General features: G+C 47.3%; 11 protein-coding genes. 4 read left to right on the plus strand and 7 right to left on the minus strand.

Annotation, left to right across the window (positions count from 1 at the left end; all coding sequences use genetic code 11):
- Positions 1-429: 429 nt before the first annotated feature.
- The 5 genes from B5D26_RS00005 to B5D26_RS00025 form a co-directional block, all read right to left on the minus strand.
- Positions 430-1,239, minus strand: a complete 810-nt coding sequence (locus B5D26_RS00005) for an ABC transporter permease subunit (RefSeq protein ID WP_078743642.1) — start codon at positions 1,237-1,239, stop codon at positions 430-432.
- Positions 1,236-2,141, minus strand: coding sequence for an ABC transporter permease subunit (locus B5D26_RS00010; protein ID WP_078743643.1), 906 nt, complete (start codon positions 2,139-2,141; stop codon positions 1,236-1,238). The genes B5D26_RS00005 and B5D26_RS00010 overlap by 4 nt, the downstream gene beginning before the upstream one ends.
- Positions 2,138-3,274 (minus strand): ABC transporter ATP-binding protein, encoded by a 1,137-nt coding sequence (locus B5D26_RS00015; RefSeq protein ID WP_078743644.1) that lies wholly within the window; start codon positions 3,272-3,274, stop codon positions 2,138-2,140. The genes B5D26_RS00010 and B5D26_RS00015 overlap by 4 nt, the downstream gene beginning before the upstream one ends.
- Before the next feature lie 67 nt (positions 3,275-3,341).
- Positions 3,342-4,442, minus strand: coding sequence for a polyamine ABC transporter substrate-binding protein (locus tag B5D26_RS00020; RefSeq protein WP_078743645.1), 1,101 nt, complete (start codon positions 4,440-4,442; stop codon positions 3,342-3,344).
- Positions 4,443-4,726: 284 nt separating this feature from the next.
- Positions 4,727-5,668: a LysR family transcriptional regulator gene (locus B5D26_RS00025; RefSeq protein ID WP_200810595.1), complete on the minus strand. Its 942-nt coding sequence runs from the start codon at positions 5,666-5,668 to the stop codon at positions 4,727-4,729.
- Between the two features lie 132 nt (positions 5,669-5,800).
- Between B5D26_RS00025 and B5D26_RS16130 the strand changes: the two genes are divergently transcribed.
- From B5D26_RS16130 to B5D26_RS00040, 4 genes are read left to right on the plus strand one after another with little or no spacing between them, the layout of a single operon-like run.
- Positions 5,801-5,971, plus strand: a complete 171-nt coding sequence (locus B5D26_RS16130) for a hypothetical protein (RefSeq protein ID WP_159445553.1) — start codon at positions 5,801-5,803, stop codon at positions 5,969-5,971.
- A gap of 6 nt (positions 5,972-5,977) precedes the next feature.
- Complete coding sequence (locus tag B5D26_RS00030; protein WP_078743646.1) at positions 5,978-6,913, plus strand: sodium-dependent bicarbonate transport family permease; 936 nt, start codon at positions 5,978-5,980, stop codon at positions 6,911-6,913.
- Between the two features lie 40 nt (positions 6,914-6,953).
- Positions 6,954-7,445 carry a 5-(carboxyamino)imidazole ribonucleotide mutase gene (purE, locus tag B5D26_RS00035; RefSeq protein ID WP_078743647.1) on the plus strand — a complete coding sequence of 164 codons (492 nt, stop codon included), beginning with the start codon at positions 6,954-6,956 and terminating at the stop codon, positions 7,443-7,445.
- A 33-nt stretch (positions 7,446-7,478) separates the two neighbouring features.
- Entirely contained in the window at positions 7,479-8,606 is a 1,128-nt protein-coding gene (locus B5D26_RS00040; RefSeq protein ID WP_078743648.1) for a 5-(carboxyamino)imidazole ribonucleotide synthase, read from the plus strand.
- Positions 8,607-8,689: 83 nt separating this feature from the next.
- Here B5D26_RS00040 and prpF read toward each other — a convergent pair whose 3' ends face one another.
- Complete coding sequence (gene prpF / locus B5D26_RS00045) at positions 8,690-9,868, minus strand: 2-methylaconitate cis-trans isomerase PrpF (protein ID WP_078743649.1); 1,179 nt, start codon at positions 9,866-9,868, stop codon at positions 8,690-8,692.
- A 158-nt stretch (positions 9,869-10,026) separates the two neighbouring features.
- Complete coding sequence (gene acnD, locus B5D26_RS00050) at positions 10,027-12,639, minus strand: Fe/S-dependent 2-methylisocitrate dehydratase AcnD (RefSeq protein WP_078743650.1); 2,613 nt, start codon at positions 12,637-12,639, stop codon at positions 10,027-10,029.
- Positions 12,640-12,765: the final 126 nt, after the last annotated feature.

A 12,765-nucleotide genomic window follows, 5' to 3' on the forward strand; every position in this document is an offset into this window, starting at 1 on the left:
AAGCGCCCACACGAATTATCTGATTGAATTTTTAAAGAGCAATTTAGTTAATCGAAGGAGAGACAGAATCTCGATCACTTCGCTCAACTGAGGCTGCGTATTCTACAGAACCGAACCTCGTATTGTCAACCACTTTTTTCAACTTTCTTTTCAGTGCCGACCAACTCAGAAAACCGAACCAATCAAATATCGCACTCAAAAACATCAGTATAAACAAGCACTTAACACTTCCAATCAAGCCTTGCCTGACTAGAGAGCGCGTATTATACGCAGCAGAATGCATTGCGCAACTGTTTTTTTGAAAAAAGATAATAAAGAGTAAAAATAAGAGTAGAAGTGGCGATGGCGAGCAGTCTTACAGGGTTTTAATACGCAAAAGCCCGCTAAATAGCAGGCTTTGGTATAGTAATGACAAATATTAGTAGCTGACTAGTGTTTCACTTGCTTTTCCTGTCGATACATTACATATCCAGCAATGGCTACAGCTAGACTTACGACCACTACAATAATAGTTGCGAGCGCATTGATTTGAGGGCTAACACCTAAGCGTACACTTGAATACACCACCATTGGCAAGGTTGTTGATCCTGGCCCTGATACGAAACTGGCCACAACCAAGTCATCCATCGATAGTGTGAACGCCAACAACCAGCCCGCAATCAATGCTGGAGAGATAATAGGCAAGGTGATCGCGAAGAAAACTTTGAGCGGTTTCGCTCCCAGATCTAACGCAGCCTCCTCCAGAGACTTATCCATGTTCGCCAATCGACTTTGCACGACAACCGTGACATAGGCCGTCGCAAAAGTGGCGTGTGCGAGTATGATTGTCAGTTGTCCACGCCCTTCAGGCCACCCCAACCAATCTTCCATCGCCACAAATAGCAGCAAGAGTGAAAGACCAATAATCACCTCAGGCATCACCAGCGGTGCAGCCACCATCGTTTGCATCACCGCCCGACCTTTAAACTGGCGAAACTTCACCAATGCTAGGGAGGTTAAAGTCCCCAGCATCACAGCAAGCGTTGCGGTGATCGCTGCTAATTTAACACTAAGCCATGCCGCATTCAGCAAAGGCTCATTGTTTAGCAGCTCTGCATACCAATGGGTACTAAATCCCGCCCAAACGGTCACTAAGCGGCTTTCATTAAATGAATAGACCATCAGGCTGATAATTGGGCCATACAGGAATGCATAACCAAAGATCAGTACCGTAAATAGCAAAGGCATTCTGCGCATCATGAGTTTGCCTCCTCATTACGCTGCTCATAGTGCCGCATGATGACAAAAGGAATGATCAGCACGATCAAAAGAATCGCCGCAAGCGCAGAGGCTAAAGGCCAATCTTTATTACTGAAGAATTCCGTCCACATCAATTTGCCTATCATCAATGTATTAGGACCACCCAAAAGGTCTGGAATCACAAACTCACCCATAACAGGGATAAATACCAACATGGCACCAGCCATTAACCCTGGTAAAGAGAGCGGCAATGTCACAAGTACAAATTGCTTCCAAGGACGACACCCTAGATCTGCTGCTGCCTCCAGCAATGTCAAATCCATACGGACCAATGTGGCATACAACGGCAGCACAAAAAATGGCAAATAGCTGTATACAATACCGATATAGACCGCAACAGGGGTGTGCAAAATCTCTAAGGGAGAGTCAATAATCCCTAGCCACATCAAGGCTTGATTGAGCAAACCATTATTTTTAAGAATACCGATCCACGCATAGACACGAATCAGAAACGACGTCCAAAACGGTAAAATAATCAACATCAACAGTGGTAAGCGCATGTGATCTGGTGCACGGGCAATCGCATACGCCATCGGATAACCCAACAACACACAAAACAGTGTTGAAAGCGCAGCCACTTCAATAGAGCCTAATAACGCATTGAAATAAAGGGGATCTTCTAGCAATAACAGATAATTACCAAGATTGATCTTGATGGTCATTAAACCATCAGAGAACTCTCTCAACAGATCCATATAAGGCGGCTGCGCTAAAATAGGCTCAGAGATACTGATCTTCAGTACAAAAAGAAATGGCAGTAAGAAGAAGATGCTGAGCCATAACCAAGGCACGCCAATAATCAAAGCGCGACCTGTCACAACAGGCCGTTGCAATAGCTTCATTCTGTTAATACCCCACAACTATTTGGCAACCAACTTAAGGTCACAGACTGCTCCCAAGTTAAGGGCTGTTCCGCCAAAGCCTGAATATTAGGCTGTGTGAACTGGATTCGTTTACCCGTTGGCAAGTCAACGTGATAGATGGAGACATCACCTAGATAAGCGATCTCTTTGATGACTCCCTGCACTTCGTTTTCTGAGCCAGTAGGCTGATCAATCAAGCGAATCTTTTCAGGACGGATTGCAACAGACACCTCTGCACCTGTTGGTAATGGCTGACTATGACGCACCAATAATTCAGCCCCTGTATCGTCACTTTGAATCCAAAGCTTGTCATCCTGTTGACGAGCAACATAGCCATGAAATAGGTTTACAGAACCAATGAATGAGGCGGCATATCGAGTTGAAGGGAACTCATACATGTGACGAGGGGTATCCACCTGCTCCAGACGCCCCTCATGCATTAGCGCGATACGTGATGACATGGTCATCGCTTCTTCTTGGTCGTGAGTCACCACAATAAACGTAATACCCAAGCGCTCTTGAATATTCACTAGCTCAAACTGTGTTTTCTCACGTAATTTTTTATCTAATGCACCCAACGGCTCATCTAACAATAAGATCTTAGGGTGCTTTGCCAGTGCACGCGCCAATGCCACACGCTGACGCTGGCCACCGGATAGCTGATGAGGCTTACGTTTGGCAAAGCGCTCAATCTGCACCAGCTCCATCATTTCAGCCACACGCTCAGCACGCTCAGCTTTTGGCATCCCTTCTTGCTTTAAGCCAAATGCAATATTGTCTTCAACCGACATATGTGGAAACAGTGCATAGGACTGAAACATCATATTCACAGGACGCTCATAGGGCGGCACATGGGTCACATCTTGGCCATCAATATAGATACGACCACTACTTGGGGTTTCAAAACCTGCCAACATACGCAAAAGCGTAGTTTTGCCACAACCAGAAGCACCCAACAACGAGAAAAATTCACCGCGATGAATACTCAAGCTGATATCATCAACCGCATAAACCGAACCAAAGTTCTTCACCAAGTTTTCAATACGAACAATAGGTTCTTCTTCTGGAGACTGCCATGGCGCATCCAGAGTTGTTGAGCGCGTGTTTGCCATTATCTTTGAATCTCTCCTCTAAACACTTAAAAGCACAATGCCCCGTTAGGGGCATTGCTTTGACTGGTTACTGGCCGGTTTTCACTCGAGTCCAGAGCCGAGTCATCGCGCGATTCTCTTTATCTGTCGCTGTTTTCAGCGTAATAAACTTATCGCGAGTTTGCTGCGGTGGGTAGATACCCGGATCATTTTTGATCGCATCATCAACCAACTCTGTTGCAGCACTGTTTGCATTAGCATAAGCCACATAGTTAGAGATTGGTGCGATGACATCCGGCTGCATCAAGAAGTTGATGAACTTGTGAGCCGCATCTTTGTTTGGTGCATCTGCCGGAATCGCCATCACGTCAGTCCAAACAACAGCACCCTCAGATGGCACTAGATAAGCCACTTCAACACCGTTATTCGCTTCTTCTGCACGAGCACGGGCTTGCAGGATATCACCGCTATAACCGTGCGCAACGCAAAGATCACCGTTCGCTAGGTCATTAATGTACTGAGAACCGTGGAAGTAACGAATATTGGTACGCGTTGCCGTTACCGTTTTCGCGGCAGCATCTAAAGACTTTTTAGAGAAATCGGTGTGGTCTTCGCCTTTGTAAGCGTGTGCCGCTGCAAACACTTCGTTAGGGTCATCCATCAAAGAGATACCGCAAGAGGACAGTTTCGCTGCGATTTTAGGATCAAAGATCAGTTTCCAAGAATCTAGTGGCATATCATCACCTAGAATCTCTTTCACTTTCTTCAGGTTAATACCAATACCTGTTGTACCCCACATGTACGGCACAACATGCTGGTTACCCGCATCAACCGCAGATAGGTTATTCAGCAGACCTTTGTCGATATTGTCGTAGTTGCTCAGCTGAGACTTGTCTAACGGCTGATAAATATTGGCGCGAATATGGCGATCAGCAAAAGGTAACGCTGTTGGGAAAACCAGATCATAGCCACTGCGACCTGCTAGCAGCTTAGCTTCTAGCACTTCGTTTGAGTCATAAACGTCGTAGGTTACTTTGATACCAGTTTGCGCTTGAAAGCGACTGATAGTGTCTTCTGCAATGTAATCTGACCAGTTGTAAACGTGCAACTCTTCAGCGATAGCGCTTACAGAGCAGGTCAAAGCCAATGCAGCAGTTAGGGTTTTCAGTGCAAACTTGCCATTTTTCATCTGTTATTATCTCCCGAAAGCAGGGAACCAAAATAAACCCCTTAAGAGCTTATCTAAAAACTCTCAAGCGCTTCTTTTTTTCAGCCGTTGTTTGAGGTTAAAAACCTTCTCAACTCCGTTCATAAAAACGTCGCGATTGTCATGCAAAAAAGCTCAGAAAGCTATAATTTTTAAGCCTACAAATTTAAGTTTTTGCCCTACAGCAACCCTAATGTAAATAGCCGAATACAACTGAGGGCTGAATCTAAGCTGACATCAAAAAGCAAGAGTGCACAAGCTTGGCTTCAAGGAGTATCACCCTCAGCATTGATACGAAAAACACGAGGCGAGTTTTGGCGAATAAAGTCCAAAAAGGCTTTTGCCACTGGCGACATCGGCTTATTTTTCAAACGCACCAAATACCAGTGGGTCACTATAGAAAGCTGATCGACCTCTAAAATTGCCAAGCCCGTTCTATCACCAAAAGCTAAGGTGTGCTCAGACAGAATCGACACGCCCATTCCTGACATCACAGCATATTTAATCGCTTCATTACTCTCAATGGTCATGCGGACATTTAAGGTACAGCCCAGATGGGCAAGATAACTGTCAATGGCATGTCGAGTCCCTGACCCCTCCTCCCGCATCAGAAAGGGGGCTTGGCAAAACTCTGACAATGTGACACGTTTTTTTTGTGCCAATGGATGCGATTTGGGGGCAATGGCCACTAACCGATTAGATAAAAACTCAATCAGCTCAAGCCTATCATTTGCCGGAGGATGGCTAAACACATAGAAGTCATCCAAACCTGCAGTTAACTGTTCAATAATCTGGCGCCGATTGCCTACACGAAAGCGAGCATCAATTTGAGGATTTTGTTGGCTAAAATCACCAATCAGGTGCGGAATAAAGTATTTGGCCGTGGTCACGATCGAAAGGCTCAATGTGCCTTGCATCAAGCCCTTTAAACCTGAAAGCGTCATATCCAGACGCTCAAAACAAGCCAACACCTCGATAGCGGTTTGTACCGCTGCCTCTCCCGCCTCGGTAAAACAGATTTTTTTCCCCACCGTGTAATAGAGCGCAATATCCAAGCTCTCAGCCAACTTGCTTAGCTGCATAGACACCGTTGGTTGAGTGAGATGCAACTGTTCAGCAGCACCTGTGATGCTACCTGAGCGGTAAACCGCCAACAGAATCTCCATCTGCCTTAATGTACCCACTCGAGCATGTAAACGTGACGCCACAGGACGCTCTCCTTTTCTCACCAAATCATAGATGATTATCTATACATAACTTAGAGACAATCTATTTTTATCTATAGAGAAAGCCATAGACAATAGTCTCACATATCAGAGCATCATGATGGAGAGTAGCAAATGAACAACAAACAACTGAGTTTCGGCCTTTTAAGCGGCCTAATTGTGATGATAATCGGACTGGTACTGGCTTTAGATAACATCATTCCTTGGACGCTTTCTTTAACTGGCGCGGCGATTTTTGTCCTGAACATTGCTGTTTGGGTGCTCCATCGTCAAACAATGGAGTAATAGAATATGTCTCTGGATATTGTCGTTGCATTTTTCATCCTTGGCCTTGTGGCAACCCTTTTAGGGGCGAAGATCGACTTTCCTAAAGGCTTATATCAAACCTGCGTGCTATTTTTATTGTTAGCGATCGGATTAAAAGGGGGTTACGCCCTTCATCAACACGCTGGCGAGAATATTCTGGTCCAATCCATTGCCGTGATACTTTTCGGGTTTTTACTGCCTTTTGTGGCATATCCTCTGTTGCGCTGGTTTGGAGGTTGGTCTAAAACCGATGCCGCCGCGACTGCCGCACACTATGGTTCTGTCAGTGTCGGCACCTATGCGGTTGCAGTGGCCATTTTAGATGTGCAAAACATCGCCTATGAAGCATATTTTCCACTTTTTGTTGCATTACTTGAGGCACCAGCGATTGCAATAGGTATAATGCTCGCCCGTCAAAAGGGACAATGCCTGAATATCAAAGTGCTGGCCCATGAAATCTTTTTCAACCAAGGGGTATTTTTACTTCTGGGGGGATTAGTTATTGGTGCATGGGCAGGAGATCGTGTACAGAGCGTACAGCCATTCTTTGGCACACTCTTTCATGGTGTGTTGGCTTTATTCCTGTTGGCGATGGGGCAAAAGGCTGCAGAAAAATTGCATGATTTGAAAACACAGAGTGCATTTCTGATCAGTTTTGGTATTTTCATGCCCCTCATTGGCGCTTTAGCCGGTGCATTATTAGGCTCGATGCTTGAGCTCAGCCTAGGTGGCGTTGTATTGATGGCCGTATTAGGTGCCAGTGCATCCTATATCGCAGTACCTGCGGCACTGTCAGTCTCTCTGCCACAAGCCAATTTAAGCTTGGCATTAACAGCCTCATTAGCGGTGACATTTCCGTTTAATGTGATTGTGGGTATTCCACTATACCTCAGTCTGGCGCAGCATTGGTTTGGAGGTTAAGGGTCACACTCTTTTAAAGTCTTACTATTTGGAGTACAAGATGAAGTTTGCAAAAGTCACAATTGTCATGGGGTCTCAGTCTGATTGGGCGACTATGAAAGCCGCAACACTGCCACTTCAGGAGCTGGGTGTTGAATTTACCGCTGGCGTTGTTTCTGCTCACCGTACTCCAAAACGTTTGGCTGAGTTTGCAGGCAGAGCAAAAGAGGAAGGTGTTAAAGTGATTATTGCGGGTGCAGGGGGCGCAGCACACCTACCAGGCATGATTGCTGCTGAAACCGTTCTACCTGTTATTGGTGTACCTGTTGCCAGTCGCCACCTGAAAGGCATGGACAGCTTACTGTCTATTGTGCAGATGCCTAAAGGCGTTGCAGTGGCAACACAAGCGATTGGTGAAGCAGGTGCCTTTAACGCCGGTCTGATGGCGGCTCAAATGTTAGCCATTGAAGATGAGGCGCTCAGCCAGCGTTTGCAGCAGTGGCGTCAGAAACAAACTGATGCGGTTAGCTTTGAATTGATCGACGAAGCTTAATCTGAAAGTCTACAACAGAGGTAAACTGAACAAATGAAGATAGCGATTGTAGGTTCTGGACAATTAGCACGTATGATGGCCTTGTCAGGCTGGACAATGGGACTTGAGTTCAGCTTTCTAGCAGATGCAGGTGACAACACCGACTGCGTGAACGGCCTAGGTACTGTTGTGCATTATGATTCAGCGCTCACGGCTGAAGCACTTTATCTGGCACTGGGCAGCCCAGACCGCATCACTGTTGAAAAAGAAGCAGTGAATACTCAGCTACTGCGTGAACTACAAGCCTTCTGTCCAGTTTACCCTGATCCTGACATGATTGATGTGTGCCGTCATCGAGCCAATGAAAAACGTTGGCTGCAAGCTCAGGGTGCACCTACTGCGCACTTTTATCTGACTAATACTCGGGCAGATATTGAGTCTGCACTTGAGCAAGCTCAAGCGCGTTTACCTAAAGATGACAATAAGCCTACCATCATTCTGAAAAGCTGCGCAGGGGGCTATGACGGCTATAGCCAATGGCGCCTGAAATCCTCTCTAGAGGTTGCTGCATTAGATGACAGTGTGTGCGTCCAAGAGTGCGTTGCAGAAGAGCGTGTTGATTTCTCTGTTGAAGTCTCTGTAATTGCCGCCCGTAACGTACAAGGCGAGATTGAGATCTACCCCGTTGCGGAGAACGAACATCGCAACGGCATTCTGCTCACCACCTTAGTCCCTGCACAACAGGTCAGCTCAGAGCAGCGCGACCAAGCTATCGCCATCATGCGCAACTTGCTAGCAGCCTCTAACTACGTTGGTGTACTGACAATGGAATGCTTTGTTACCGAGCAGGGCATTGTGGTCAACGAGCTAGCCCCTCGCGTACACAACAGCGGCCATTGGTCGATGAATGCTGGCGTGGTCAGTCAGTTTGAAAACCACATACGTGCAGTTTGCGGTTTACCACTGGGTCGTGCACAACTGGCTCAAGGCGCTGCTGGCATGGTGAACCTACTGGGGATTGATGCACAACCAGAGCAAACCTTAACCACCAATACGCAGTTGCATCGCTACAACAAGTCTCTGAAAGCAGGCCGTAAAATGGGCCACCTGAACTTGCAAGCCGATACACCAGAACAAGTTCAAGCACAGATGGATGACTGGGTGGCAAAACTTTACGCCTAACTGATCATAATCAACATCTGCTAAAACAAAAAAACCCACGTGATGACGTGGGTTTTTTGCATTTTGGGCGCTTAATTTTCAGGTTAGAACGCATCCCCTGGAATACGCACAAAGCCTTCCATTAACACACGGGCGCTACGGCTCATGACTGCTTTAGTAGCAGTCCATTCACCATCCACCTCTGCTGCCGCTGCACCTACGCGCAACGTACCTGAAGGGTGTCCAAACACGACTGCATCGCGCTCAACACCACCAGCCGCTAAGTTCACCAAGGTGCCGGGAACCGCTGCTGCAGTGGCAATAGCAACAGATGCTGTGCCCATCATGGCATGGTGCAGCTTGCCCATCGACAAAGCGCGAACACAAACATCAATCTCACTGGCCGAAATCTGTTTGCCGCTTGAACTCACATAATCAGTAGCAGGTGCAACAAAGGCAATTTTAGGCGTATGCTGACGTGCCGCCGCTTCAGAGATGTCTGAAATCAAACCCATTTTGACCGCACCATAGGCGCGCATGGTTTCAAAACGTGCCAAAGCCTCAACATCAGAGTTCAGATCTTTTTGCAGCTCAGTACCGGTATAACCAATATCCGCTGCATTCACGAAAATAGTCGGAATACCGGAATTGATCATGGTGGCTTTGAAAGTGCCAATACCCGGCACCTCTAGGTCATCCACCAAGTTACCCGTAGGGAACATAGAACCTTCGCCATCGGCAGGGTCCATAAACTCAATCACCACTTCCGCAGCAGGGAACGTGACACCATCCAACTCAAAATCACCCGTTTCTTGCACCTCACCATTGGTGATTGGCACATGGGCAATAATGGTTTTCTGAATGTTTTTCTGCCAGATGCGTACGGTACAGATACCATTTTCAGGGATACGCGCAGGGTCAACCAAACCACCAGCAATCGCAAACGCGCCGACCGCTGCCGTTAAGTTACCGCAGTTGCCAGACCAATCCACGAATGCTTTGTTGATGGCGACTTGACCAAACAGATAGTCCACATCGTGATCAGGCTGCGTGCTTTTGTCTAGAATAACGGTTTTAGAGGTACTAGAGGTTGCACCACCCATACCGTCAATCTGTTGACCGTATGGATCAGGACTGCCAATCACACGCATCAAAATTTTATCGCGTGCTTCACCGGGTACTTGTGCAACTTCTGGCAGGTCTTGTAAACGAAAAAAAACACCTTTACTGGTGCCGCCACGGATATAAGTTGCTGGAATCTTAATTTGAGGAACGTGAGCCATGTGGAGATTTCCTGATCAATCAAGCGGTGCAAGTTGAACCGCAAAGAGAAAGGTTTAGCGTTTATCTAACCTTGCTGCACCATCCCATCAGGAGGACGAGATCCTGATGGGATGGCCGCAAGGGTAGACTATCAGGCTGATAGCAGTATCAGCGCTGCTTAGTTCGCGTTTGACTCAAGAAAGTCTTTTGCAAAGCGTTGTAATACGCCACCAGCTTGATAAACCGACACTTCTGCGGCGGTATCTAAGCGGCAGGTCACAGGGATTGAAACTTGCTCACCGTTGCGACGGGTCATCACAACTGTCAGGTCAGTACGTGGAGACAAATCGCCGACCACATCATAGGTTTCAGTACCGTCAATGCCGTAAGTCATACGAGTCTCGCCAGCTTTAAACTCAAGCGGCAGCACGCCCATACCAACAAGGTTAGTACGGTGAATACGCTCAAAACCTTCTGCAACAATCGCCTCAACGCCTGCTAGACGCACACCTTTAGCCGCCCAGTCACGAGAAGAGCCTTGACCGTAATCAGCACCAGCAATAATGATCAGTGGCTGTTTGCGCTCCATGTAGGTTTCAATCGCTTCCCACATACGGCTTTCTACGCCTTCTGGCTCAATACGTGCCAAAGAGCCCTGTTTCACATTACCGTTTTCATCACGGCACATTTCGTTCAACAGTTTAGGGTTAGCAAAAGTTGCACGCTGAGCCGTTAAGTGGTCACCACGGTGCGTAGCGTAAGAGTTAAAGTCTTCTTCTGGTAGACCCATCTTGGCGCAATACTCACCCGCCGCACTAGACGCCTGAATCGCGTTAGAAGGTGATAGGTGGTCAGTCGTGATGTTGTCACCCAATACCGCCAGCGGCACCATACCTTTCATGGTACGCTCACCCGCTAATGCACCTTCCCAGTATGGAGGGCGACGGATATAGGTAGTCTGTGGGCGCCAGTCGTATAGAGGGCTCTTAGAACGCTCAACGGCACCCAAATCAAACATCGGAATGTAAACCTGCTTGAACTGCTCAGGGGTTACACTCTGCTCAACCAATGTATCAATCTCTTCATCGCTTGGCCAAATGTCTTTCAGAGTAACGGGATTGCCCGCTTGGTCTGTACCCAGCACATCTTTTTCGATATCAAAACGAATCGTACCAGCAATCGCATAAGCCACAACTAGCGGAGGCGAAGCTAAGAAAGCCTGTTTTGCATGTGGGTGAATACGGCCATCAAAGTTACGGTTACCCGACAGTACAGCCGTGGCATATAGATCACGGTCGATGATCTCTTTTTCAATCACAGGATCTAGCGCACCACTCATACCGTTACAAGTTGTACAAGCGTATGCCACGATACCAAAGCCCAGCTTTTCCATCTCAGACAGAAGGCCTGCTTTTTCCAGATAAAGTTTGGCAACCTTAGAACCCGGTGCAAATGAAGATTTCACCCAAGGTTTACGCACTAGGCCTAATTCGTTGGCTTTCTTAGCCACCAAACCTGCCGCTACTACGTTGCGTGGATTCGAGGTGTTAGTACAAGAGGTGATCGCTGCGATAATGACCGCACCATCTGGCATTAAACCTTCAGTTTCTTCCGCTTTAGCAGAAGCCAGCATAGCGTCGCCCGCAATTCCACGAGAAGCCAAATCAGAGGTTGGTAAACGACGATGTGGGTTAGATGGACCCGCCATGTTGCGTACAACCGTTGACAGATCAAACTTCAATACACGCTCGTATTCTGCCGTAGCCAAATCATCTGCCCATAGGCCAGTCTCTTTCGCATACTGCTCAACCAGTGCCACTTGCTCTGGTTCACGGCCTGTCAGTTTCAGATACTCAATGGTTTGTTCGTCGATATAGAACATACCTGCTGATGCACCGAACTCAGGTGTCATGTTAGAGATCGTAGCACGATCACCAATTGACAGTGCTTTAGCACCTTCACCGAAGAACTCTAGGTAAGCCGATACCACTTTTTCGTTACGCAGGAATTCAGTAATCGCCAATACGATATCGGTTGCAGTGATGCCTGGCTGACGTTTGCCCACCAGCTCAACACCGATAATGTCTGGCAGACGCATCATAGACGGCAAGCCTAACATCACAGTTTCAGCTTCTAAACCACCCACACCAATCGCCACTACACCTAATGCATCAACATGAGGTGTGTGTGAGTCAGTCCCTACGCAAGTATCAGGGAATGCCACACCGTCACGTGCCTGAATCACTGGAGACATTTTCTCCAAGTTGATCTGGTGCATGATGCCGTTACCAGCAGGGATCACATCAACGTTATCAAATGCAGTTTTGCACCACTCGATAAAGTGGAAACGGTCATCGTTACGACGATCTTCAATGGCACGGTTTTTCTCAAATGCATCAGGATCAAAACCTGCCGCTTCAACCGCCAGAGAGTGGTCAACAATTAACTGTGTTGGTACTACAGGGTTAACTTTAGACGGATCGCCGCCTTGCTCTGCAATCGCATCACGCAGACCTGCAAGATCTACTAGAGCGGTCTGACCCAAAATGTCATGACATACTACACGCGCTGGATACCAAGGAAAGTCCAAGTCACGTTTGCGCTCAATAAGCTGTTTCAAAGAATCTGTCAGCGCTTCAGGCTCACAGCGACGCACCAACTGCTCTGCCAAAATACGTGAGGTATAAGGCAGCGTGGCATAAGCACCCGGTTGGATCGCTTCAACCGCAGCGCGGGTATCGAAATAATCCAGAGAAGTGCCAGAAAGAGATTTGCGATATTCAGTATTCATGATGTCAGGAATCCACTCGAGAAATGTTTAGAGGGACTTGCAAGGCGATAGGGCTAGCCTAAAACCCTTTTGAATCGGTTCTAAAATGGCTATCGGAGTTCTCCGATAGCCATAATAAAAAAGGCA

The sequence above is a fragment of the Oceanospirillum multiglobuliferum genome (assembly GCF_900167095.1).
GTDB lineage: Bacteria > Pseudomonadota > Gammaproteobacteria > Pseudomonadales > Halomonadaceae > Oceanospirillum > Oceanospirillum multiglobuliferum.